Below are 22,915 nucleotides of genomic sequence, written 5' to 3'. Positions count from 1 at the left end.
AGAACGCATGAATTCCGGACAAAATTCGGCAGCCGCACTGACCCGCATCGCCGTCGTGCTGCACGACATGGTGATGGTTTACGTCTGCTGGCAGCTGATCCATATCCTGCGCTATGCCAGCCGCCACGAGGGGTATGCCTGGTTCGATTTCTCGCCGACGATCGCCCTGGTGCTGGTGGCGCAGGGGCTCGTGTTCTGGCGCGTGGGGCTTTACCGGGGGCTGTGGCGATTCGCCAGCGTGCCCGACCTCTGGAACATCCTGAAGGCCGGCATCTTCGGCCTCCTGGCGATCGTGATGGCCTTGGCGGTCTACAACCGCCTGGACACGGTGCCGCGGACGGCCCTGGTGGTGTATCCCTTTGCCCTGACCGTTCTGCTGGGCATGCCCCGGCTGCTGTACCGGGTGTGGAAGGACCATCATGTCGGACAGCGCCACTTGTCCGCGCGCCGGGTGCTGATCCTCGGGGCAGGCAGGGCGGGTGAAGCACTGGTCCGGGACCTGCGTCGTTCGGGAGCCTACGAGCCCGTCGGATTCCTCGACGACGCGCCACGGCTGCGGGGATCGCGCCTGCATGGCCTGCCTGTCCTGGGCGGACTGGACGATGCACCGGCGATGGCCAAGGAAACAGCGGCGGGCATGCTGGTGATCGCAATGCCCTCGCTCGATGCCGCAGCGATGCAGCGGGTGATGGGAATCTGCGAGCGGACCGGATTGCTGTTCCGCACCGTGCCGCGCCTGACGGACGTGCTGGAAGGGCAGGCGCTGCCAGGTGAGCTCAAGGAGGTCGCGATCGAAGACCTCCTCGGACGCAAGCCAGTGCAGCCGGACTGGAAGCTGATCCGTGGATGGCTGGGCGGGCGGACGGTGATGGTGACGGGCGCCGGCGGTTCGATCGGTTCGGAGCTGTGCCGGCAGTGCGCGCGCCACGGTGCGCGCAGGATCGTGCTGCTGGAGATCAATGAGCTTGCGTTGATCACAATCCACGGAGACCTGAGGCGCGCCTTCCCCGACCTTGAGATCGAGGCGGTTCTGGGTGACTGCGGGGATCCGGCGGTGACTGCTTACGCGCTGCAGCTGGGGCAACCCGATGCGGTTTTCCATGCTGCGGCCTACAAGCAGGTGCCCTTGCTCGAAAACCAGATGCGCGAGGCCGTGCGCAACAACGTGCTGGCCACCGATACGGTTGCCCGGCTGTGCCGCGAGAGCAACGTCGGCACGTTCGTCTTCATCTCCACCGACAAGGCCGTCGATCCCGCGAACGTCCTCGGGGCAACCAAGCGTTTCGCCGAGATGATCGCGCAATCGCTGGACAGCAAGCACAGCGGCACCCGTTTCGTCACCGTGCGCTTTGGCAACGTGCTCGACTCGGCAGGAAGCGTGGTTCCCCTGTTCCGCGAACAGATCCGCAAGGGCGGGCCGGTCACCGTGACCGATCCCGAGGTTTCGCGCTACTTCATGACGATCCCAGAGGCCTGCCAGTTGATCGTGCAGGCGGCGGCGTCGGGCTCGCATGCGGCGATCTATACCCTCGACATGGGCGAGCCGGTGCCGATCCGGCTGCTCGCCGAGCAGATGATCCGCCTGGCAGGCAAGCAGCCAGGCCGTGACATCGCGATCGTGTATACCGGCCTGCGGCCAGGCGAGAAGCTGCACGAAACGCTTTTCTATGCCGACGAACACTACCGCCCGACCTCGCATTCCAAGATCCTGGAGGCAGGTGCAAGGGAGTCCTCCGCCGAGCTGGTTCGGACAGGTGTCGAACGCATGCGCGAAGCCAGTGCGCGCTACGACGAGCAGGCGCTGCGGCAGGTGTTGCGCGAGGTGATTCCGGAGTTCATCCCCGCCGAGCTGGTCGAGGCATCCGAATCCGGCGCCACCGTGGTGCCGTTCCCGGCGCGTGAGGCACGAGCGACACGATGACGTCCCAGAGGATCAGGAAGGCAGTTTTCCCGGTGGCGGGGTTGGGGACCCGATTCCTGCCCGCGACCAAGACTGTTCCCAAGGAGATGCTGCCGATCATCGACCGGCCGCTAATCCAGTACGCCGTGGACGAGGCGATCGAGGCTGGCTGCGACACGCTGGTATTCATCACCAACCGCTACAAGCATGCGGTCGCCGATTACTTCGACAAGGCGTACGAGCTGGAGCAGAAGCTCGAACGTGCCGGCAAGACCGAGCAGCTGGAGTTGGTACGGCACGTATTGCCCCCGGGCGTGCGCGCGATCTTCGTGACCCAGGCTGAAGCCCTGGGCCTGGGGCATGCGGTGCTTTGCGCCAAGGAAGTCATCGGCAACGAACCGTTCGCTGTGCTGCTGCCCGACGACCTGATCTGGAACCGTGGCGCAGGCGCGCTGAAGCAGATGGCCGATGCGGCGCAGGCTTCCGGCGCGAGCATGATCGCGGTGCAGAACGTGCCCCACGAGGCCACCGGCAGCTACGGCATCGTGGCCACAGAGGCCTTCGACGGCCGCCAGGGCCGGATCAAGGCGATCGTCGAGAAGCCCAAGCCTGAAGTGGCGCCGAGCAATCTGGCCGTGGTCGGCCGGTACGTGCTGAGCCCGCGCATCTTCGGCCTGCTCGAGGCGACCCGGCCCGGCGCCGGTGGCGAGATCCAGCTGACCGATGCGATCGCCGCGTTGCTGGCCGAGCAGCCGGTGCACGCCTACCGGTTCCAGGGCACGCGCTTCGACTGCGGTACGCATATCGGGCTGATTGAGGCGACGATCCGCTACGCGCTCGACCACGAGAAGCTGAGCGATCCAGCACGGGACATGATGCAGCGCGCCCTGGGCGAGCTGGGCGTGAAGGACCAAGACTGATCGGCGTTGCCCGGCAACTAACTGCCGGCAGCGATAGATAAAAAACGGCGCCTAGGGGCGCCGTTTTTCGTTCTGCCTAGCCGTCCGTTCTACAGGACGCTCTGGACTCAGAGCGCCTCGAAGATCCCGGCCGCACCCATGCCGGTACCAATACACATGGTCACCATGCCGTACTTCTGCTGGCGACGACGCATGCCATGGACGATCGTGGCCGTGCGCACCGCGCCGGTCGCGCCCAGCGGGTGCCCCAGCGCGATCGCACCGCCCAGCGGATTGACCTTGGACGGGTCCAGGCCGCTGTCGCGGATCACCGCCAGCGCCTGCGCGGCGAAGGCTTCGTTGAGTTCGATCCAGTCCAACTGGTCACGGGTCAGGCCTGCCTGCTTGAGCGCCTTGGGGATCGCGGCGATCGGGCCGATGCCCATCACTTCCGGGCGCACGCCGGCCACCGAGAAGCTGACGAAGCGGGCGAGCGGGGTCAGGCCGTAATCCTTCATCGCCTGCTCGGAGGCCAGCAGGACCGCACCGGCACCATCGCTCATCTGCGAAGAGTTGCCGGCAGTGACGGTGCCGCCGAACTGGCCGTTGCGGAACACCGGGCGCAGCTTGGCCAGGCCGTCGAGCGAGGTATCCGCGCGCGGGCCTTCGTCGGTATCGGCCAGCTTCTTGCGCAGCTGGATCGTGTTGCTGGCCAGGTCAGGCACGTGCGACTGGATCTCGTAGGGGCTGATCTCGTCGCGGAACTCGCCGGCGGCAATCGCGGCCAGCGCCTTCTGGTGCGAAGCGACCGCGAAGGCGTCCTGCTCTTCGCGCGAGACCTTCCATTCTTCGGCCACCTTCTCGGCGGTGATGCCCATGCCGTAGGCGATGGCGACGTGGTCGTCCCGGAACACCGACGGCGAAAGGGCGACCTTGTTGCCCATCATCGGCACCATCGACATCGACTCGGTGCCGCCGGCCAGCATCAGGTCGGCGTTGCCCAGCCGGATCTGGTCGGCGGCCAGGGCCACGGCCTGCAGGCCGGACGAACAGAACCGGTTGATGGTCTGCGCGGCCACGGTATCGGGCAGGCCGGCCAGCAGCACGCCGATGCGCGCCACGTTCATGCCTTGCTCGCCCTCGGGCATGGCGCAGCCGATGATCGCGTCGTCGATGCGCGAGGTATCGATGCCCGGCGCCTGCGCGACCACGGACTTGAGCACGTGGGCGAGCATGTCGTCGGGGCGGGTGTTGCGGAACATGCCCTTGGGCGCCTTGCCGACCGGGGTGCGGGTGGCGGCGACGATGTAGGCGTCCTGGATCTGCTTGGTCATTTCGTTACTCCGGAGTTCGGAAGGGCCTGGGACCGCGGCGGACGGAAGGGGGCGCCATCTGCGCGATGGCGCCGCGCCAGCCTCAGTTGCGCAGCGGTTTGCCGGTTTTGAGCATGTGGCCGATGCGGGCCTGGGTCTTTTCCTGCTGGGCCAGCTCGACGAAGTGCGTGCGCTCGAGCTTCAGCAGCCACTCCTCGTCGACGATGGCGCCACGATCGATCTCGCCGCCGCTGAGCACGGTGGCGATGCGGGTCGCGATCTCGTCGTCGTACGGACTGATGAAGCGGCCCTCCAGCATGTTGACCAGCATCATCCGGAACGTCGCGATACCCACGTCGCCGGCGGCCTGGACGCGGCGCGCCGGCAGCGGTGGGCGATATCCACCTTCGGCGAGTGCTCGCGCCTCGGCCTTGGCCACGTGCAGCAGTTCGAAGGCGTTGAACACCACCTTGTCGTCTGCGCGCAGCAGCCCCAGCTCCTTGGCCTCCAGGGCCGAAGCCGACACCTTGGCCATGGCGATGGTTTCGAAGGTCTTCTTCAGCTCGGCGAACACGTCGCCGCCCGGACCGGCCGCACGCGAGGCGCGCACCGCCAGTTCCTTCAGGCCGCCACCGGCCGGCAGCAGGCCCACGCCGGCCTCGACCAGGCCGATGTAGCTCTCCAGGTGGGCCACGGTGCGGGCGCTGTGCATCTGGAACTCGCAGCCGCCGCCCAAGGCCAGGCCGCGCACGGCCGCGACCACCGGGACCAGCGCGTACTTGATCCGCTGGCTGGTGCGCTGGAAGTTGGCGACCATCGCCTCGAACTCGGCGACCTTGCCGGCCTGAAGCGCACCCAGTGCCCCGGCCAGGTCGGCGCCGGCGGAGAAGGGCTCCTTCTGCTGCCAGATCACCAGGCCCTGGAAGTCGCGTTCGGCAATGGTGATCGCTTCCTGCAGCCCATCGAGCACCTGGTCGGAAACGGTGTTCATCTTGGTCTTGAAGCCGACCACCGCGATGCCGTCGCCGTCGTGCCACATGCGCACGCCGTCGTTCTCGAACACGGTCTGGCCGGTGTCGAATTTCTCGCCCAGCAGCGGATCGGGGAAGCGCTGGCGCTGGTAGACCGGCAGGGTGGAGCGGGGCACCAGGGCGTTGTCAGACGGGCTGTAGCTGCCGGCAGCCGCGTGCACGCCGTCGCGGCCGTCCAGCACCCAGGCCGGCAGCGGCGCGTCGCTCATGGACTTGCCGGCGGCGATGTCGTCGGCGATCCACTGCGCCACCTGCTTCCAGCCGGCGGCCTGCCAGGTCTCGAACGGACCCAGCGACCAGCCGTAGCCCCAGCGGATGGCCAGGTCGACGTCGCGCGCGGTGTGGGCGATGTCGGCCAGGTGGTAGGCGCTGTAGTGGAACAGGTCGCGGAAGGCGGCCCACAGGAACTGCGCCTGCGGATGCTGGCTCTCGCGCAGCTTCGCGAACTTCTCGGCGGGGTTCCTGATCTTGAGGATCTCGACCACCTCGTCGGCGGCCTTGCGGTCGGCGGCGCGGTAGTCCTGCTTCTCCAGGTCGAGGACGACGATGTCCTTGCCGACCTTGCGGAAGATGCCGGCGCCGGCCTTCTGGCCCAGCGCGCCCTTGCCGATCAGCGCCTGCAGCCAGTCAGGCGACTGGAAGTACTTGTGCCACGGGTCTAGTGGCAGGGTGTCGGCCATGGTCTTGATGACATGGGCCATGGTGTCCAGGCCGACCACGTCGGAGGTGCGGTAGGTGGCCGACTTGGGACGGCCGACCAGCGGGCCGGTCAGCGCGTCGACCTCGTCGAAGCCCAGGCCGAACTGGCGGGTGTGGTGGATCACCGACAGGATCGAGAACACTCCGATCCGGTTGCCGATGAAGTTCGGCGTGTCCTTGGCATAGACCACGCCCTTGCCCAGCTGGGTGACCAGGAAGGTTTCGAGTCCTTCCAGCACGGACTTGTCGGTGCTGGAAGCCGGGATCAGTTCGGCCAGGTGCATGTAGCGCGGCGGGTTGAAGAAATGCACGCCGCAGAACCGGTGGCGCAGCTGCTCGGGCAGCACTTCGGCCAGCTTGTTGATGCCCAGGCCCGAGGTGTTGGAGGCCAGCACCGCGTGGTCGGCCACGAACGGGCCGATTTTCCGGTACAGGTCCTGCTTCCAGTCCATCCGCTCGGCGATGGCCTCGATGATCAGGTCGCAGTCCTTGAGCTGCTCCAGGCCGGTGTCGTAGTTGGCCGGGGTGACCGCCTCGGCCAGCGACTTGCTGGCGAACGGAGCGGGGCTGAGCTTGCCCAGGTTGGCGATCGCCTTGAGCACGACGCCGTCGGCCGGCCCTTCCTTGGCCGCCAGGTCGAACAGGACGGTATCCACGCCGGCATTGGTCAGGTGGGCGGCGATCTGCGCGCCCATGACTCCGGCGCCGAGCACGGCGGCGCGACGTACAAGAAGTTTCTCAGACATGTCTTTCAACCTTCTGTATTGACAACGTTTATTTCGCCGGAGCGCCAAGGCCCGCGGCGGCGAATCGGATCAGTTCTCGTGAGGCCCGCGCTCGATGGGAGACCTCGCTGGCGCCGGTCGGCCGCTTGATGAGGCCGAAGTCGGACATCGCGTAAGTCAGTGAGCCCGCCAGGAAGTCCAGGCGCCAGTACAGCGTTTCCTTGTCCAGGCCGGGCAGGCAGCCGGCGAGGGCCTTGCCGAATTCCCGCAACACATGGCCGTAGTGGTCGGAGAGGAACTTGCGCAGGCTCTCGTTGTGCTCGGCGTAGGCGCGGGCGATCACGCGCACGAAAGAGGCGCCACCATTGCGGTCCTGGGCCAGCGCCAGCGCAGGTTCGATGAAAGCGGCCAGGACCGGCTCCAGTTCGCCGGGTCGTTCACGCAGGGCGGTTTCCAGCTGTTCCAGGCGCTGGCTGGTCATGCCGTCCATTCGTCGACGGAAGACTTCGTTGACCAGGTTTTCCTTCGAGCCGAAGTGGTAGTTGACCGCGGCGATGTTGACCGCCGCCAGGCCGGTGACCTGGCGCAACGAGGTCCCGGCAAAGCCGTGCTGGGCGAACAGCTCCTCGGCCGCGCCCAGGATCCGGTCCTTGGTGGAGAAATGTGCTGGCTTGCCCATGCCTTCGGTTCCGGATCTTAATCAAACGATTGTTTAATTCTAGGCCCGGTTCCTGACCCGGTCATTTTGCGCTGCAGCAATCGGGCGTTTGCCTGCCGGTCGGCAAACCTGCGGCCACAATGTTAGAATTGCGCTACGCATTTGAAGCTAAGCCCCCGTTTCGGCGCGGGTTTTCCGTGTTAACTTCCGGTCCGTCCTGGTCCGGAACGTCCGTCCGTCACTAGAGAGAAGTCCATGGCGCTGGAGCGCACCCTTTCGATCGTCAAGCCCGATGCCGTTGCCAAGAACGTCATCGGCGAAATCTACTCCCGCTTCGAGAAAGCCGGCCTGAAGGTCGTGGCTGCCAAGTACAAGCAGCTGTCGCGCCGCGAGGCGGAAGGCTTCTATGCAGTGCACCGCGAGCGCCCGTTCTTCAACGCGCTGGTCGAATTCATGATCTCCGGCCCGGTGATGATCCAGGCGCTGGAAGGCGAGAACGCCGTGATCGCACACCGCGAGTTGCTGGGCGCTACCAACCCGAAGGAAGCCGCGCCGGGCACGATCCGCGCCGACTTCGCCGAGTCGATCGACGCCAACGCGGCACACGGCTCCGATTCGGTCGAGAACGCCGCGATCGAGATCGCTTACTTCTTCGCTGCCACGGAAGTGGTTTCGCGCTGATCCGGATGTAAAGACGTGGCCGAACTTCAGCAGATTCCCAGTGTCACCCTCACCGGCGAGCCGCTCGCCGGCGGGGTGGTGCGCCAGAACCTGCTGGAGCTGGACCGCGAGGGTCTCGAGCGTTTCTTCGCCGAGACCCTGGGTGAGCAGCGGTATCGCGCCCACCAGGTGATGAAGTGGATCCACCACCGCTACGTCACCGATTTCGACCAGATGACCGACCTCGGCAAGGCGCTGCGCGCCAAGCTGCATGCGCATGCCGAGGTCGTCGTCCCCAACGTCGTGTTCGACAAGCCCTCCACCGACGGCACCCACAAGTGGCTGCTGGCGATGGGCACCGACGGCAAGAACGCGATCGAGACGGTGTACATCCCCGACAAGGGGCGCGGGACCTTGTGCGTGTCCTCGCAGGTCGGTTGCGGCCTCAACTGCACCTTCTGTTCGACCGCCACCCAAGGCTTCAACCGTAACCTGACCACCGCCGAGATCATCGGCCAGGTCTGGGTCGCCGCCCGCCACCTGGGCAACGTCCCGCACCAGCAGCGCCGACTCACCAACGTGGTGATGATGGGCATGGGCGAGCCGCTGATGAATTTCGACAACGTCGTGCGCGCGATGAGCGTGATGCGCGACGACCTGGGCTACGGCCTGGCCAACAAGCGGGTGACCCTGTCGACGTCCGGCCTGGTGCCGATGATCGACCGGCTCTCCACCGAGAGCGATGTATCGCTGGCCGTGTCCCTGCATGCGCCCACGGATGCGCTGCGAGAGACCCTGGTCCCGCTCAACAGGAAATATCCGATCGCCGAGTTGATGGCGTCCTGCGCCCGCTACCTGCGTGCGAACAAGAAGCGCGACTCGGTGACTTTCGAGTACACCCTGATGAAGGGGGTCAACGACCAGCCCGAGCATGCCCGCCAGCTTGCCAAGCTGATGCGCCAGTTCGACAACTCCGTGCAGGCGCGCGATTCGGGCAAGGTCAACCTGATCCCGTTCAACCCGTTCCCCGGCACCCGCTACGAGCGCTCGGACGAGGTACAGATCCGCGCCTTCCAGAAGATCCTGCTCGACTCGCAGGTATTGACGATGGTCAGGCGCACGCGCGGCGATGACATCGACGCGGCCTGCGGCCAGCTCAAGGGGCAGGTGATGGATCGCACCCGACGCCAGGCGGAGTTCAACCGCAGCCTGGGTCGCGACCTGGACACGAAGGGACAGGTCGACGGGCATGCGGCCTGACCCGCGACTGGTCCTGCTGGCGGGCGTGCTGCTGCTGGCAGCGTGCTCGAAGTCGCCGGTTGTAAAGGCACCCAAGATCAAGGGCAGCGAGCAGATCGCGCCCGAGTACAGCTACTCGGACAGCGAGGCCACCAAGAAGCGGGTGCAGGTCCGCGAGACCTTGGGCCTGGCTGCGCAGCGGTTCGCCTCGGGCGACCTGGCCGAAGCCGAGAAGCAGGCGCACAAGGTCCTCAAGCAGGATCCCACTGCCGCCGACGCCTACACCCTGCTCGGCGCCGTCGCCGCGCGCCGTGGTCAGGCTGCCCAGGCGGGCGAACACTACCGCCGTGCGGCCGAGCTGGCGCCGCGCCAGGGCGAGGTCCTCAACAACTACGGCGCATGGCTGTGCAGCAACGGTTATCCGGCCGAAGCACTGGTCTGGTTCGATCGTGCCCTGGCGGCGCCGAACTACCGCAGCCCCGGGTCAGCCCTGGCCAATTCGGGTGGCTGTGCCCTCAAAAGCGGGCAGGGCGAACGCGCCGAGCGTGATTTGCGTCGCGCTCTGGAGCTTGAGCCGAAAAATGCCTATGCATTGGCCAGCATGGCCGAGTATCAATATGGCCAGGGGCGATACTTTGAGGCACGGGCGTTCTCGGAACGCAGGCTGGCGGCTGCGCCGGCCGATGCATCCGTGTTACAACTCGCGGCCAGGATCGAAGACAGGCTTGGCGACAAGGCGGCCGCCAGTCGATATCAGCAGCGGCTGAGGACGGAGTTCCCGCAGGCCGTGCTTTCCAGTACCGGGGAAGGGTCACAGTGATCCACGAGTCCAGCGCGAACATCCAGGGCGATGCGCGGGGGTGCGGCGAGCGCCTGCGCGAAGCGAGGGCCGCTGCAGGCCTGAGCGTGCAGGAAGTCGCATCGCGGCTGCGCATGCCGGTACACGTGGTCGAGGCGCTGGAGGAAGGGCGCTGGCAGGTAATCGGAGCCAACGTCTTCGTCCGCGGCCAGCTGCGCAGCTACGCCCGGCTGCTGGGCGTGGATGTCGAGCCGCTCCTGGAGACGCACATCGCGCCGGCCGTGCCGGTCGACCTGGTGAGCCATGCGTACACGCCGCGCTACCAGCGGGTGATGGAGAGCGCCGGGCGCCGCGCCGTGTACGTGGTGATCACCGCTGCGATCGCCGTGCCGGTCTGGCTGGCGACGCGTTCGCATTTCAACGACGTCGCCCCGACCACCGCGTCGCTCGACGCGGTACCGGCCGAGGTCGCCCAGCCAGCGCCGCCGTTGCGGGTCGCCCAGTCGGTGGCGGTGCCCGCGACAGGCACGGCGGCCGTCGAGGCTGATTCCGGGGCCCCCTACATGGCCTCGTTGGCGCCCGTGAACCGGGTTCCCCAGGCGTCCTCCGGAAAACTCCTGTTCGATTTCAGCGGCGAGAGCTGGATGCAAGTGACTGCGCCTGATGGCAGCACGCTCGAGCAAGGCCTGATGCGCGCCGGCGATGCGCGCAGCTTCGACACCGCCTCGGTGGGGCGCGTGGTACTGGGCAATGCCTCGGTGGTACGCGTTCAGCAAGCAGGCAGTATCGTGGATACCACGCCGTATCAGCGGGCTAACGTCGCCCGCTTTGCGGTATCCTCTGACGGTTCCGTCACCGCTGCCGAATAACCGGCGCCGGCCGGGTACTCCACTGGGACAATAAGACCTCGCCGGATCCCGCGCGGGGCAGGGAACTGCATGGCAATCGACGACCTTCTGGACGAGCACGAGCAGGGCGAACGCGTCCGCTCGTGGTTGCGCAACAACGCACTTGGAATCCTGGGCGGACTTGCCCTGGGCATTGCCGCCATCTATGGCTGGCGCTGGTGGGTCGCCCACCAGGCACAACAGCAGCAGCAGGCGCATTCGACCTACGCCGAAGCGGTGAAGCAGCTCGAAGCGGGCGCGGTGGACAAGGCTGGCGCACTGCTGGCCGGGCAGAAGGGTACCTATGCGACGCTGGCCGCCCTGCGCGTTGCCAAGTCGCAGGTCGAGGCAGGCAAGGTGGACGAGGCGATCGCGACCCTGCGCGGCATCCAAGCCGAACCCTCCCTGCAGCCGCTAGTCAACGAGCGGCTGGCACAGCTTCTCAATGCCGGCGGCAAGCACGACGAGGCGTTGAAGCTGCTGGCGGACGATGACGGCAGCGCGGGCCTGGAGTTGCGCGGCGATGCGCTGTTTGCCTCCGGCAAGCGCGATGAAGCGCGCGATACCTACGCCAGGGCGCTCGCAGGAACCGACGTGGCCTCGCCGGCCCGTCGCCGCCTCGAACTGAAACTGCAGGAAGCCGGCGGCAAGGTCCCCGAGCCGGCGGAGGCGATCTGACATGACACGCATGCACATGCTTCGCCCGGCTGCGGCCGGCGTCCTGCTGGTGTTCGCACTGTCCGGTTGCAGCACGGTCAAGGGCTGGTTCGCGGGCAAGGATGCGGAGGCCAAGAAGGCCGCCGCACCGGCTGAACTGGTCGATTTCCAGGCCACGGCCAAGCCGTCGAAGATCTGGTCGACGGGCCTGGGCGATGGCGAGCGCAAGATCGGCGCCAGGCAAGGTCCGGTCGTCTCGGAAGGACGGGTGTTCGCCGCGGCGGCGGAAGGCCGGGTCACTGCGCTGGACCTGCAGACGGGCCGGGAAATCTGGCAGTTCCGTGGCGCCAAGGACGACGCGCTGCGCCTGTCCGGCGGCCCCGGCGTGGGTGAAGGCCTGGTCGTCGTCGGCAGCCTGGCTGGCGATGTGATCGCCCTGGACGCCTCGAGCGGCACCGAGCGCTGGCGTGCGAAGGTGACCAGCGAGGTCATCGCCGCGCCGCTGGTGACGCAGGGCACCGTTTACGTGCGCAGCAACGATGGCCGCATCAGTGCTTTCGATGCCGCCAATGGCGAACGCCGCTGGTTCAGCGAGCATGAGTTGCCGGCACTCACCGTGCGAGGCAACGCGCCGCTGGCATGGGCACCGGGCGTGCTGTTCTCCGGCAACGACGACGGTACGCTCAGCGCGCTGGCGCTGCAGGACGGCCGCGTGCTTTGGCAGCAGGCGATCGGCACCCCCGACGGACGCACCGAACTGGAGCGCATGGCCGATGTCGACAGCGGGCCGCTGATCGACGGCACCTTGCTGTTCGTCAGCAGCTTCAAGAACCGCACCGTGGCCATCGACGGCCCGACGGGTCGGCCGATGTGGCAGAGCGAGTACGGCGGCATTGGCGGCATGGGCGTGGGACCTTCAGGGCTGCTGGTCTCGAGCCCCACCGGCACCGTGTACCTGCTCGACAAGAACAGCGGCGCCGCGCTGTGGTCGCAGCCGGTGCTTGCGCGCCGCTCGCTGACCGGCCCGGTGGTCCAGGGCGACTACGCGGTGGTCGGCGATTTCGACGGCTACCTGCACTGGCTGCGCCTGGACAACGGCGAGCTGGCCGCGCGCGAACGCGTGGGCGGCAAGGCGATCAAGGCCCAGCCGGTCGTGGCCGACGGCATCCTGCTGGTCCAGAACGTCGAGGGCGGTCTCACCGCCTTCCGTCTGGACTGAGCGGACGGATGCAGGCAGGGATCGCAGCATGTTGCCGCTGGTTGCACTGGTTGGACGGCCGAATGTCGGCAAGTCGACCCTTTTCAATGCGCTGACCCGCAGCCGCGACGCGCTGGTCCACGACGAACCCGGCGTTACCCGCGACCGCAATTACGGCGTGTGCCGGCTGGAGCCGGAGCGTCCGTTCCTGCTGGTCGACACCGGCGGCATCGCCGGCGACGAGGAAGGCCTGGCCGGCGCTACCGCCCGCCAGGCACGGGCCGCGGCCGGCGAGGCCGACCTGGTGTTGTTCATCGTCGATGGACGCGAAGGGACTTCGTCGCTCGACGACGAGATCCTGTCCTGGCTGCGCAAGCTGGCACGCCCGACCTTGCTGGTGATCAACAAGATCGATGGCACCAACGAGGAATCGGTCCGCGCCGAGTTCGCGCGCTATGGTTTCGCCGACGTGCTGGCGGTGTCCGCCGCGCACCGGCAGGGACTGGACGACCTGCACCTGGAAGTCCTCGAACGCCTGCCGGAAGAAGGCAGCGTGGAGGAGTTCGACAACGACCCGACGCGCCTGCGCGTGGCGTTCGTCGGCCGCCCCAACGTGGGCAAGTCGACCCTGGTCAATCGCCTGCTGGGCGAGGAGCGGATGATCGCTTCGGAGGTGCCGGGCACGACGCGCGACTCGATCGCCGCCGACCTTGAACGCGAGGGCCGCCTGTACCGGCTGGTCGACACCGCCGGTATCCGCCGCAAGGGCAAGGTCGAGGAAGCCGTCGAGAAGTTCAGCGTGGTCAAGACCCTGCAGGCGATCGAGCGCTGCCAGGTCGCGGTGCTCATGCTCGACGCCACCGAAGGCGTCACCGACCAGGACGCGACCGTGCTCGGCGCGGTGCTCGACGCCGGCCGCGCCCTCGTGGTGGCGGTCAACAAGTGGGATGGACTGACGACCTACCAGCGCGAGCAGGCCGAAGCGCTGCTGTCGCGGAAGCTGTCCTTCGTGCCCTGGGCCGAAGCGGTACGGATCTCGGCCAAGCACGGCTCGGGCCTGCGCGAACTGTTCCGCGCGGTCCATCGCGCCCACGCGTCGGCGATCCGGACCTTCAGCACCAGCGAAGTGAACAAGGCGCTGGAAATCGCCTACGAGACCAATCCGCCGCCGGCCATCCGCGGCCACGTCTCCAAGCTCAGGTACGTGCATCCGGGCGGGGAGAACCCGCCGACCTTCGTGGTCCACGGCACGCGCCTCAAGGATCTTCCAGAGTCGTACAAGCGCTACCTCGAGAACTTCTTCCGCAAGCGCTTCAAGCTGGTCGGTACGCCGGTGCGGATGCTGTTCCGTGAAGGCGCGAACCCCTACGAAGGCAAGAAGAACGAGCTGACCGATCGCCAGGTCGCGCGCAAGCGTCGGCTGATCCGCCACGTCAAGAAGCGCGGCAAGTGAGATGACGGCGGTGCGGGCCGCCCAGACACCGGTTAACGGGCTGCCGACCCTGGGCCTGCTGGCCGGCGGTCGCGGCACGCGGCTCGGTGGCGTCGACAAGGCCTGGCTCGTGCGCGACGGGCTTCCCCAGGTACTGCGGTTCGCTCGGCGTTTCTCCGGGGAAACCGGTCCGGTGCTGGTCAGCGCCAACGGTGACCTGCAGCGCTACGCCGAGGCGGGATTGCAGGCGGTTGTCGACCGGCTGGATCCGGGCAGTGGGCCGCTGGCGGGAATCGACGCGTTGGCCGCCGCCTGCAGCACCGAGTGGCTGTTGATCCTGCCGGTGGACCTGTTCGACGTGAACGACTGCCTGCTGCGTACCCTCGCCAGTGGTGCGACCGGGAACGGTGCCTTGGCCGAGGACGACGACGGCCTGCAGCCCCTGGTAGCCCTGTACCGCTGCGAAGCCCTGCGCCGCGAGCTGCCCGCGATGATTGCCGAAGGCGACCTGGCGCCGCGCAACCTTGCGCGACGCCTGGGCCTCTCTCGCGTGCGCCTGATGGGCGTACGCTTCGGCAACCTCAACACGCCACGGGACCTGGCGACGGCATGCATGGAGCTGCCCAGGCCATCCGGCGATCCGACAGGCCCTGAATGAGCGAAACGTTCCCGACCCGCATTTCCCTGGCCGAAGCGCTGCAGATCGTACGCACGGCCGCCGGCGCGCGGCGCCTGGAAGCCGAACGCGTCGCCACATCGCGCGCCGACGGCCGGGTGCTGGCGGCTGACGTGGTCGCCCCCGTCGCGCTGCCAGCCTTCGACAACAGCGCGATGGATGGCTTCGCGCTTCGCCATGCCGACCTGGCCGCGCAGGACGGCACGACGTTGCGACTGGCGGGCGAACAGTTCGCGGGGCGCGACCTGGGCTTGCAGCTTGCGGCCGGCGAATGCGCGCGCATCACCACCGGGGCGCCCTTGCCGAGGGGCGCCGACACGGTGCTGATCAAGGAGAACGCGGTCATTGCGGGCGACCGGGTGACGGTACCCGCCGGGCTGGCGCGCGGTGCCCACGTGCGCCTGCGCGCCGAAGACGTGGAGGTAGGCGATGTCGTCCTCTGCACCGGGCAGGTGCTGACCCCGGCACGGATCGGCCTGGCCGCTTCGCTGGGCATCGACCGCTTGCCGGTGGCCGCGCGTCCGACGGTGGCGGTGTTCACCAGCGGCGACGAGCTGGTCGAGCCCGGTCTGCCGCTGGAAGCCGGGCAGGTCTACAACAGCAACCGCGAACAGCTCATGGCCCAGTTGCGCGCGCTGGGGCTCGAGCCGGTGGCCTGGCCGACGCTGCCGGACGATCCGGCGCGGATCGAAGCGATGCTGGCCGACGCGGTCGCCAGCTTCGATGTCGTCCTCACCTGCGGCGGCGTCTCGGCCGGGGAGAAGGACCACCTGCCGCGCTGGCTGCAGGCCCACGGTCGTATCCTGTTCTGGAAGGTGCGGATGCGACCGGGCATGCCGGTCCTGTTCGGCGAGGCAGGAAAGGCCATGGTGCTCGGCCTGCCTGGCAATCCGGTCTCGGTGCTGGCGACCTTCACCATGCTCGGCCGAGAGCTGCTCGATACGCTGCAGGGCCGCAGCGAACCGCGTCCGCGCTGGCGCGCGCGGCTGGCCTCGTCCTGGCGCAAGCGGCACGAGCGGCTTGAACTCCTGCGCGGCCAGCTCGTGCAGGGTGGGGACGCCGCGCTGCAGGTCCATCCCAATCCGGCCGACGGTTCGCATCGCCTGCGTGCCGCCGCCGGCAGCGACGCGTTGATCGTGCTGGAGGAGGGCGCGCGCGACTATGCGGCGGGCGACCTGGTTGAGGTCGTGACGCTCTGACGCCCATGGCCGGCGCGGCGGTGCATCGCTGCGAACCGGGATCGCCTGGCGCGCCGCAGCGGTGCACGCCACTCGAGAAACACAGCCCCGCGACGCGTGGTGCTTCCGCCCGTCATCCGCGCGGTCGATAATCGGGCCATGGCCATTTCCGAGATCACGCCGTCGCAGGCGCGCGAACGCCAGCATCACGGTGCCGTGCTGGTGGACATCCGCGACGCACATGAGCGCTTGGCCGGCCAGGCGGAGGGGGCGATCGCGATCGCCAAGTCCGAACTTGAGGGCGCCCATGCAAGCCACCTGCCGGGGGTGGAGCGCCCCGTCCTGCTGATCTGCCAGTCAGGGCGGCGTTCTGCCGCCACCGCGGCGGTGCTGCAGGACGCCGGTTACACCGACGTGCACTCGATCGCGGGCGGCACGACCGCCTGGATCGCCGAGGGGCTGCCGGTCGTGCGCCCGCGGCTGGATGCCGACGAAGCCGATTTCCTGGAGCGCTATTCACGGCACCTGCGCCTGGCGGAAGTGGGAATCGAAGGCCAGCGCCGGTTGCAGGACTCGCACGTGCTGCTGGTGGGTGCCGGCGGGCTGGGTTCCCCCGCGGCCTTCTACCTGGCCGCGGCAGGCGTGGGCCACCTGCGCCTGGTGGACGACGACGTGGTCGACCGCAGCAACCTGCAGCGCCAGATCCTGCATGTGGAGGCCGCGATCGGTACCGCCAAGGTCGAATCGGCGAGCGAGCGCCTGGCCGCGCTCAATCCGCGCGTGCGCATCGAGCCGGTCGCCGCCCGGGTGACCGCGGCGAACGTCGAGGCGTTGCTCGACGGTATCGACGTGGTGGTGGATGGTTCGGACAACTTCCCGTTGCGCTACCTGCTCAACGATGCCTGCGTGAAGCTGGGCAAGCCGCTGGTGTATGGCGCGGTGCAACGTTTCGAAGGGCAGGCCAGCGTGTTCGACGCCGGTCGCCACCGCGGACTGTGCCCCTGCTACCGTTGCCTGTTCCCGGAACCGCCCCCGCCGGAGTTCGCGCCCAGCTGCGCCGAAGCCGGCGTACTGGGCGTGCTGCCCGGCATCGTGGGCCTGCTGCAGGCCAACGAGGCGATCAAGCTGCTGCTGGGCATCGGCGAGTCGCTGGCTGGACGCCTGCTGCAGTTCGACGCACTGGCGATGCGGTTCCGCGAACTCCGCCTGGCACCCGATCCCGATTGCGCGGTCTGCGCGCCGGGCCGGTCGTTCCCGGGCTACATCGACTACGCTCGCTTCTGCGCGACCGGCGGCTGACACGCGGCGGCGCGTGTCGCATGGAAATCGCGCCGGCGCGAACGCCGGCCTGAAAAGGAAAGGATCGGGATGGCGGTCGAAGGCACCACCGGAAGCGAGCTGGTCAGTATCGTCGCGCTGCTGGGCGCAGCGGTGGTCATGGTCCCGATCTTCAGGCGACTGGGGCTCGGCTCGGTACTGGGTTACCTGTGCGCCGGGCTGCTGATCGGGCCGTTCGGCCTGCGCTGGTTCACCGATCCGCAGGCGATCCTCCACGTGGCCGAGCTTGGCGTGGTCATGTTCCTGTTCGTGATCGGGCTGGAGATGCGCCCATCGCACCTGTGGGGACTGCGCCGGGAGATCTTCGGCCTTGGAACGCTGCAGATCGGCGTGTGTACCGCGGTGCTGACCGGTGTTGCGATGTTGCTGGGGCTGCCGCCCCGGACGGCGTTCATCGGTGCGGCCGGTTTCGTCCTGACCTCGACCGCGATCGTGATGCAACTGCTCAGCGAGCGCGGCGACATCGCCTTGCCGCGCGGGCAGAAGATCGTCTCGATCCTGCTGTTCGAAGACCTGCTGATCGTGCCGTTGCTGGCACTGGTCGCATTCCTGTCGCCGCTGCCCCACGACGATGGCGGCGGTCGCTGGGTCGGGGTGGCGATCGCCGTGGCGGCGCTTGCCGGACTGGTCGCGGCGGGGATCTGGCTGCTCAACCCGCTGTTCCGCCTGCTGGCGGCGGCGAAGGCGCGCGAAGTGATGACCGCCGCGGCCTTGCTGGTGGTGCTGGGCGCGGCACTGCTCATGGAGATCGGCGGGCTGTCGATGGCGATGGGCGCGTTCCTGGCCGGCGTGCTGCTGTCCGAATCCACCTTCCGGCACCAGCTCGAAGCCGATATCGAGCCGTTCCGCGGCCTGCTGCTGGGCCTGTTCTTCCTCGCGGTGGGCATGGCGCTGGATCTGGCCGTGGTCGCCGCGAACTGGCCGCTGATCGCGTCGGGCGTGGTCGCGATGATGGTGGCCAAGGGGGTGTGCATCTACGCGGTCGCGCGGATCACGCGCAGCGGGCGTGGCGAGGCGCTGGATCGCGCCGTGCTGATGGCGCAGGGCGGCGAATTCGCTTTCGTCCTGTTCGCCGCCGCGCAGATGGCCGGCGTGATCGATTCGCCGGCCAACGCCAATCTGACCGCGATCGTGGTCCTCTCGATGGCCTTGACCCCGCTGGTGGTGCTGCTGGTGCGCCGTTTCGTGCGGACCGAGGCGAAGTTGTCGATGGACGGCATCGACGCCGCCGAAGGCCTGGGCGGCAGCGTGCTGATCATCGGCTTCGGACGTTTCGGCCAGGTCATGAGCCAGGCGCTGCTCGCGCGCGACGTCGACGTGACCATCATCGACACCGACATCGAGATGATCCGCAGCGCCGGCGAGTTCGGCTTCAAGGTCTATTACGGTGATGGTCGGCGGCTGGACGTGCTGCACGCGTCCGGTGCCGGCACCGCGCGTGCGCTGGCGGTGTGCATCGACGACCGCGCCGCGGCCAACCAGATCGCCGAGCTGTGCCACGGTCATTTCCCGCAGGCCAAGGTGCTGGTGCGGGCCTTCGACCGCGAGCACGCGCTGGAACTGGTCGCGCTCGACGTGGATTACCAGATCCGCGAGACCTTCGAGTCGGCCGTGCGCTTCGGCCAGGCCGCGCTCGAAGCCCTCGGCGTGGACGCCGACGAGGCCGCTCGCGTGAGCGAGGAGATGCGGCGCCTGGATGCGGAGCGCTTCAGCCTGGAAGTGGCCGCCGGCGACATCCGCGCCGGGCGTCCGCTGATCATCGGCAACACCGCGCCGGCCACGCCGACGCCGTTCACCACGCCGCGGCGCGAGTCGCAGCGGCTGGACGCCAGCACTGGCGGCGACGCCGCGGGAGAGGGCGGCACCTGACCGCCAGCGCCGGGATGCTGCGGTGGATCAGCGCATGAATCCGGCCAGCGCCTCGCCATAGCGAGGATCGTCGGAAAGGTCGTTGTGGCCGCTGTCCGGGAAGTCCACCACCCGTGGCGGCCGCGGCAGTGCGGCCAGCAGGCGGTCGGTATTGCCCGGCGGGACGACCTGGTCGCGACCAGCGCGCAGGACCAGTACGCGGCCCTGGTAGCCACGCAGGTATTCGGCGGATGGATAGCGCTCGTCCATCAGCAGGCGAACGGGCAGCCAAGGGTAGTGCGCCTGCCCGACCTCGGCCAACCCGTCGAACGGGGTGACCAGGGCGAGGCGATCGACCGGACGCCGCGAGGCCACCCAGGCCGCCACGCCGCTGCCCAGGCTGCGTCCGACCACGCCAATGTCGCCATCGGGGTGGCGGCGCCGGACCTCGTCGTAGAGCGCCAGGGCGTCAGCCCGCAGGGCTTCCTCCCCCGGCTCCCCCTCGCTGGCGCCATAGCCGCGGTAGGCGACCAGGTAGACCGTGCGGTGTCCGAACCACTGCGCGAACGGTTCGCGCCAGGCTTCGATCCGCTCGGCGTTGCCGCCGAAGTAGACCAGGGCATCGTTGCGCCCCGGGTTCACCCGCCAGCCGCGCAGGCGGATGCCATCGGAATGCAGTTCGAAGTCGGTCGCTTCGGTGCCGACCCGGGTATGGCCGGGATGGTAGACCAGGTCGCGCTGGCGCGCGTACATCAGCGCGCTGATGGCCGCGTATCCGACCAGCACCAGCAGTCCGGCCGCGAGCAGGACCCGGCCCGGGCGCAGCCGCTCAGCCATGGCGCTGGCGTGCCGCCTCGAAGGCGGCGAGCTGCTCGGGCGTGGCTTCTGCCTGGTGGCGCTGCTTCCATTCGGCGAACGGCATCCCGTAGATCGCCTCGCGCGCCTGCTTCTTGTCCATCGGTTCGCCGGCGGCCTGCGCGGCTTCGCGATACCAGTCGGCCAAGCAGTTGCGGCAGAACCCGGCGAGGATCATCAGGTCGATGTTCTGCACGTCGGTGCGCGCCTCGTTGAGATGGCGCAGCAGCCGGCGGAATGCGGCCGCCTCCAGTTCCACGGTGTCGACCATGGTCGTCCTCCCTATCTGGCCGTAGCCGAATCGGGGACAATGTGCCGATTCCACGCCCCCAGCCGCAAGCATTGCCCGATGACAGCAGCGCCGATCACCGCCCGCATCCTCGATGGCCGCCGGGTTTCCGAAGACCTGCTCGACGGGCTCAAGGTGCGGGTCGACGCCCGCGTGGCCGCGGGCCGTTCGCGGCCGGGCCTGGCCGTGGTGCTGGTGGGGTCGGACCCGGCGTCGGCCGTGTACGTGCGCAACAAGCGCCGCGCCGCCGAGAAGGTGGGCATCGAGGCGTTCGACTACGACCTGCCGGCCGGTACCTCGGAGGCCGACATCCTGGCCCTGATCGACCGGCTCAACGCCGACCCGGAGATCCACGGCATCCTGGTCCAGCTGCCGCTGCCGGGCATTCCCGATGCCACCGGCCTGATCCGGCGGATCGATCCGCGCAAGGACGTGGACGGCTTCCATCCGGAGAACGTCGGCCACCTGGCCCTGCGCCAGTTCGGGCTGCGGCCGTGCACGCCGCGCGGGATCATGACCCTGCTGGCGCACACCGACCGGCCGGTGCGTGGGCGCAACGCGACGATCGTGGGCGTCAGCAACCATGTCGGGCGGCCGATGGCGCTGGAGCTGCTGATCGCCGGCTGCACGGTGACCAGCTGCCACAAGTTCACCCCGGCCGAGGTGCTGGAGGCACGGGTCCGCGACGCCGACATCCTGGTGGTCGCGGTCGGCCGTCCGGGCATCGTGCCGGGCGAATGGGTCAAGCCGGGTGCGGTGGTCATCGACGTCGGCATCAACCGCCTGGACGACGGCCGCCTGGTCGGTGACGTCGGCTATGCCGCCGCCGCGGTGCGTGCCAGCTGGATCACGCCGGTGCCCGGCGGGGTCGGCCCGATGACCGTCGCCACGCTGATGCAGAACACGATCGAGGCGGTCGAGGCACTCGAGCAGGGCGCCTGACCCCGGGCCGGGTAACTCCGGAGACCGGGAGCCCGTGCCGGCGCCGGTCCGCGCGACCGGGCCGTGCAGACGCCATCCGGAGAATGCAGCGTGTCGTCCGGCAGGCAGGCGGGGGCGCCCCATTCGCAGGTATAATGGCGCGCTTCCCCACATCCGGGTATGCCGATGCTCCGCATCCAGGCCGAAGCACTGACCTACGACGACGTTTCGCTCGTCCCCGCCCACTCCACCGTGCTGCCGAAGGATGTCGACCTCGGTACGCGGCTGACCCGCGACCTGCGCATCAACCTGCCGATCGTCTCGGCGGCGATGGACACCGTCACCGAGGCCCGCCTGGCCGTGGCCATGGCGCAGCTGGGTGGCATCGGCATCCTGCACAAGAACATGACCGCCGAGCAGCAGGCGGCCGAAGTGGCCAAGGTGAAGAAGTTCGAGTCCGGCGTGATCCGCGACCCGATCACCGTGCGGCCCGACACCACGATCCGCGAAGTACTTGCGCTGACCCGCGCGCGCAACATTTCCGGCGTGCCGGTGGTGGACGACGCGGGCCAGCTCACCGGTATTGTCACTCGCCGGGACATGCGCTTCGAGACCGAGCTGGACGATCCGGTCCGCCACATCATGACCAAGAAGGACCGCCTGATCACGGTCAGCGAAGGCGCCAGCGACGAGGAAGTGCTCAAGCTGCTGCACCGCAACCGGATCGAGAAGGTGCTGGTGGTCAATGGCGATTACGCGCTGCGCGGCCTGATCACGGTCAAGGACATCCAGAAGAAGACCGACAACCCCAATGCGGCCAAGGACGCGTCCTCGCGACTGCTGGTCGGCGCGGCGGTGGGCGTGGGTGGCGACACCGAACAGCGCGTCGAAGCGCTGGTCGCCGCCGGCGTGGACGTGATCGTGGTCGATACCGCCCATGGCCATGCGCAGGCGGTGGTCGACCGCGTGGCCTGGGTCAAGAAGAACTTCCCGCAGGTGCAGGTGATTGGCGGGAATATCGTCACCGGCGAGGCCGCGCTGGCGCTGTACGACGTCGGTGCGGACGCGGTCAAGGTCGGCGTGGGTCCCGGTTCGATCTGCACCACGCGCGTGGTCGCCGGCGTGGGCGTGCCGCAGATCACCGCGGTGGACCTGGTGGCCGAGGCGCTGCAGGACCGCATCCCGCTGATCGCCGACGGCGGCATCCGCTATTCGGGCGATATCGGCAAGGCCATCGCGGCCGGTGCCTCGACCGTGATGATCGGTGGCCTGTTCGCCGGCACCGAGGAATCGCCGGGCGAGATCGAACTGTTCCAGGGTCGCAGCTACAAGAGCTATCGCGGCATGGGCTCGCTGGGCGCGATGGAGAAGGGTTCCAAGGACCGTTACTTCCAGGATGCCTCCGACGCCGACAAGCTGGTTCCGGAGGGCATCGAAGGGCGCGTGCCGGTGCGTGGCCCGCTGTCGGGCGTGATCCACCAGCTGGTCGGCGGTCTGCGCGCCACCATGGGCTATGTCGGTTGCGCGGACATCGCGCAGATGCGCAGCAAGCCCAAGTTCGTGGTGATCACCGGCGCCGGCCAGCGCGAAAGCCACGTCCACGACGTGCAGATCACCAAGGAACCGCCGAACTACCGGATGGGGTGAGGCAGGCCGCTTGCGCGGCACTGCCGCGCGGTCTGCCGAACGCCCGGCCACGAATGGCCGGGCAGG

Annotated in this window: 20 protein-coding genes; 15 read left to right on the top strand and 5 right to left on the bottom strand. The window is 68.3% G+C overall.

Annotated features, from left to right (window positions below):
- The first annotated feature begins 7 nt into the window (after window positions 1-7).
- A complete protein-coding gene (locus tag MNQ95_RS15075) occupies window positions 8-1,921 on the top strand; it encodes a nucleoside-diphosphate sugar epimerase/dehydratase (protein WP_241953358.1) in 1,914 nt (637 codons plus the stop codon).
- Window positions 1,918-2,820: a UTP--glucose-1-phosphate uridylyltransferase GalU gene (gene galU, locus MNQ95_RS15070; protein WP_162411033.1), complete on the top strand. Its 903-nt coding sequence runs from the start codon at window positions 1,918-1,920 to the stop codon at window positions 2,818-2,820. Before MNQ95_RS15075 ends, galU begins: the two co-directional genes overlap by 4 nt.
- A gap of 107 nt (window positions 2,821-2,927) precedes the next feature.
- Here the strand turns inward: galU and MNQ95_RS15065 are convergent, their stop codons facing one another.
- The 3 genes from MNQ95_RS15065 to MNQ95_RS15055 all read right to left on the bottom strand — a co-directional run bounded on the left by MNQ95_RS15065 (window position 2,928) and on the right by MNQ95_RS15055 (window position 7,246).
- A complete protein-coding gene (locus MNQ95_RS15065; protein ID WP_241953357.1) occupies window positions 2,928-4,133 on the bottom strand; it encodes an acetyl-CoA C-acyltransferase in 1,206 nt (401 codons plus the stop codon).
- Window positions 4,134-4,215: 82 nt separating this feature from the next.
- Window positions 4,216-6,588 carry a 3-hydroxyacyl-CoA dehydrogenase/enoyl-CoA hydratase family protein gene (locus MNQ95_RS15060; RefSeq protein WP_241953356.1) on the bottom strand — a complete coding sequence of 791 codons (2,373 nt, stop codon included), beginning with the start codon at window positions 6,586-6,588 and terminating at the stop codon, window positions 4,216-4,218.
- 28 nt (window positions 6,589-6,616) lie between these two features.
- Complete coding sequence (locus MNQ95_RS15055) at window positions 6,617-7,246, bottom strand: TetR/AcrR family transcriptional regulator (RefSeq protein WP_241953355.1); 630 nt, start codon at window positions 7,244-7,246, stop codon at window positions 6,617-6,619.
- A gap of 234 nt (window positions 7,247-7,480) precedes the next feature.
- Here MNQ95_RS15055 and ndk point away from each other — a divergent pair, with 234 nt between their 5' ends.
- From ndk to MNQ95_RS15000, 11 genes are all read left to right on the top strand, one after another.
- Entirely contained in the window at window positions 7,481-7,906 is a 426-nt protein-coding gene (ndk, locus tag MNQ95_RS15050) for a nucleoside-diphosphate kinase (RefSeq protein ID WP_162411029.1), read from the top strand.
- A gap of 15 nt (window positions 7,907-7,921) precedes the next feature.
- Window positions 7,922-9,145 (top strand): dual-specificity RNA methyltransferase RlmN, encoded by a 1,224-nt coding sequence (gene rlmN, locus MNQ95_RS15045; RefSeq protein ID WP_425501367.1) that lies wholly within the window; start codon window positions 7,922-7,924, stop codon window positions 9,143-9,145.
- On the top strand, window positions 9,135-9,944 hold the full coding sequence (pilW, locus tag MNQ95_RS15040; RefSeq protein WP_162411028.1) for a type IV pilus biogenesis/stability protein PilW: 810 nt from the start codon (window positions 9,135-9,137) through the stop codon (window positions 9,942-9,944). Before rlmN ends, pilW begins: the two co-directional genes overlap by 11 nt.
- Entirely contained in the window at window positions 9,941-10,792 is an 852-nt protein-coding gene (locus tag MNQ95_RS15035; RefSeq protein ID WP_241953354.1) for a helix-turn-helix domain-containing protein, read from the top strand. Before pilW ends, MNQ95_RS15035 begins: the two co-directional genes overlap by 4 nt.
- 69 nt (window positions 10,793-10,861) lie before the next feature.
- On the top strand, window positions 10,862-11,488 hold the full coding sequence (locus MNQ95_RS15030; protein ID WP_241953353.1) for a YfgM family protein: 627 nt from the start codon (window positions 10,862-10,864) through the stop codon (window positions 11,486-11,488).
- A gap of 1 nt (window position 11,489) precedes the next feature.
- Window positions 11,490-12,686, top strand: coding sequence for an outer membrane protein assembly factor BamB (bamB, locus tag MNQ95_RS15025; RefSeq protein ID WP_241953352.1), 1,197 nt, complete (start codon window positions 11,490-11,492; stop codon window positions 12,684-12,686).
- A gap of 28 nt (window positions 12,687-12,714) precedes the next feature.
- A complete protein-coding gene (der, locus tag MNQ95_RS15020) occupies window positions 12,715-14,118 on the top strand; it encodes a ribosome biogenesis GTPase Der (protein ID WP_162411024.1) in 1,404 nt (467 codons plus the stop codon).
- 1 nt (window position 14,119) lies between these two features.
- Window positions 14,120-14,755, top strand: coding sequence for a molybdenum cofactor guanylyltransferase (mobA, locus tag MNQ95_RS15015; protein WP_241953351.1), 636 nt, complete (start codon window positions 14,120-14,122; stop codon window positions 14,753-14,755).
- Window positions 14,752-15,972 (top strand): molybdopterin molybdotransferase MoeA, encoded by a 1,221-nt coding sequence (locus tag MNQ95_RS15010; RefSeq protein ID WP_241953350.1) that lies wholly within the window; start codon window positions 14,752-14,754, stop codon window positions 15,970-15,972. Before mobA ends, MNQ95_RS15010 begins: the two co-directional genes overlap by 4 nt.
- A gap of 138 nt (window positions 15,973-16,110) precedes the next feature.
- Window positions 16,111-17,250 (top strand): molybdopterin-synthase adenylyltransferase MoeB, encoded by a 1,140-nt coding sequence (gene moeB / locus MNQ95_RS15005; RefSeq protein ID WP_162411021.1) that lies wholly within the window; start codon window positions 16,111-16,113, stop codon window positions 17,248-17,250.
- 69 nt (window positions 17,251-17,319) lie between these two features.
- The gene (locus tag MNQ95_RS15000) at window positions 17,320-19,158 is read left to right on the top strand and encodes a monovalent cation:proton antiporter-2 (CPA2) family protein (protein WP_162411020.1); all 1,839 of its coding nucleotides are present in this window, start codon (window positions 17,320-17,322) and stop codon (window positions 19,156-19,158) included.
- Between the two features lie 27 nt (window positions 19,159-19,185).
- On the opposite strand, the gene MNQ95_RS14995 is transcribed toward MNQ95_RS15000, so the two are convergent.
- Both MNQ95_RS14995 and MNQ95_RS14990 read right to left on the bottom strand, forming a co-directional pair.
- Window positions 19,186-19,974: an alpha/beta hydrolase gene (locus MNQ95_RS14995; protein ID WP_241953349.1), complete on the bottom strand. Its 789-nt coding sequence runs from the start codon at window positions 19,972-19,974 to the stop codon at window positions 19,186-19,188.
- Window positions 19,967-20,263 carry a DUF1244 domain-containing protein gene (locus MNQ95_RS14990; protein ID WP_241953348.1) on the bottom strand — a complete coding sequence of 99 codons (297 nt, stop codon included), beginning with the start codon at window positions 20,261-20,263 and terminating at the stop codon, window positions 19,967-19,969. The genes MNQ95_RS14995 and MNQ95_RS14990 overlap by 8 nt, the downstream gene beginning before the upstream one ends.
- Before the next feature lie 78 nt (window positions 20,264-20,341).
- Here MNQ95_RS14990 and folD point away from each other — a divergent pair, with 78 nt between their 5' ends.
- Window positions 20,342-21,223, top strand: coding sequence for a bifunctional methylenetetrahydrofolate dehydrogenase/methenyltetrahydrofolate cyclohydrolase FolD (folD, locus tag MNQ95_RS14985; RefSeq protein ID WP_162411017.1), 882 nt, complete (start codon window positions 20,342-20,344; stop codon window positions 21,221-21,223).
- 165 nt (window positions 21,224-21,388) lie between these two features.
- A complete protein-coding gene (gene guaB, locus MNQ95_RS14980; protein ID WP_162411016.1) occupies window positions 21,389-22,849 on the top strand; it encodes an IMP dehydrogenase in 1,461 nt (486 codons plus the stop codon).
- The last annotated feature ends 66 nt before the right edge of the window (window positions 22,850-22,915 follow it).

Origin of the sequence: Pseudoxanthomonas daejeonensis (genome assembly GCF_022637495.1) — a bacterium.
Classification (GTDB): domain Bacteria; phylum Pseudomonadota; class Gammaproteobacteria; order Xanthomonadales; family Xanthomonadaceae; genus Pseudoxanthomonas; species Pseudoxanthomonas daejeonensis.
The sequence above is the reverse complement of the archived record's forward strand: the minus strand, read 5'-3'. Positions and strand labels throughout refer to the sequence as shown.

Bases quoted from the DNA above. Each gene is read 5' to 3' on its own strand.
- MNQ95_RS15075 (WP_241953358.1), top strand. From the start codon at position 8: ATGAATTCCGGACAAAATTCGGCAGCCGCACTGACCCGCATCGCCGTC.
- galU (WP_162411033.1), top strand. From the start codon at position 1,918: ATGACGTCCCAGAGGATCAGGAAGGCAGTTTTCCCGGTGGCGGGGTTG.
- MNQ95_RS15065 (WP_241953357.1), bottom strand. From the start codon at position 4,133: ATGACCAAGCAGATCCAGGACGCCTACATCGTCGCCGCCACCCGCACC.
- MNQ95_RS15060 (WP_241953356.1), bottom strand. From the start codon at position 6,588: ATGTCTGAGAAACTTCTTGTACGTCGCGCCGCCGTGCTCGGCGCCGGA.
- MNQ95_RS15055 (WP_241953355.1), bottom strand. From the start codon at position 7,246: ATGGGCAAGCCAGCACATTTCTCCACCAAGGACCGGATCCTGGGCGCG.
- ndk (WP_162411029.1), top strand. From the start codon at position 7,481: ATGGCGCTGGAGCGCACCCTTTCGATCGTCAAGCCCGATGCCGTTGCC.
- pilW (WP_162411028.1), top strand. From the start codon at position 9,135: ATGCGGCCTGACCCGCGACTGGTCCTGCTGGCGGGCGTGCTGCTGCTG.
- MNQ95_RS15030 (WP_241953353.1), top strand. From the start codon at position 10,862: ATGGCAATCGACGACCTTCTGGACGAGCACGAGCAGGGCGAACGCGTC.
- bamB (WP_241953352.1), top strand. From the start codon at position 11,490: ATGACACGCATGCACATGCTTCGCCCGGCTGCGGCCGGCGTCCTGCTG.
- der (WP_162411024.1), top strand. From the start codon at position 12,715: ATGTTGCCGCTGGTTGCACTGGTTGGACGGCCGAATGTCGGCAAGTCG.
- mobA (WP_241953351.1), top strand. From the start codon at position 14,120: ATGACGGCGGTGCGGGCCGCCCAGACACCGGTTAACGGGCTGCCGACC.
- MNQ95_RS15010 (WP_241953350.1), top strand. From the start codon at position 14,752: ATGAGCGAAACGTTCCCGACCCGCATTTCCCTGGCCGAAGCGCTGCAG.
- moeB (WP_162411021.1), top strand. From the start codon at position 16,111: ATGGCCATTTCCGAGATCACGCCGTCGCAGGCGCGCGAACGCCAGCAT.
- MNQ95_RS15000 (WP_162411020.1), top strand. From the start codon at position 17,320: ATGGCGGTCGAAGGCACCACCGGAAGCGAGCTGGTCAGTATCGTCGCG.
- MNQ95_RS14995 (WP_241953349.1), bottom strand. From the start codon at position 19,974: ATGGCTGAGCGGCTGCGCCCGGGCCGGGTCCTGCTCGCGGCCGGACTG.
- MNQ95_RS14990 (WP_241953348.1), bottom strand. From the start codon at position 20,263: ATGGTCGACACCGTGGAACTGGAGGCGGCCGCATTCCGCCGGCTGCTG.
- folD (WP_162411017.1), top strand. From the start codon at position 20,342: ATGACAGCAGCGCCGATCACCGCCCGCATCCTCGATGGCCGCCGGGTT.
- guaB (WP_162411016.1), top strand. From the start codon at position 21,389: ATGCTCCGCATCCAGGCCGAAGCACTGACCTACGACGACGTTTCGCTC.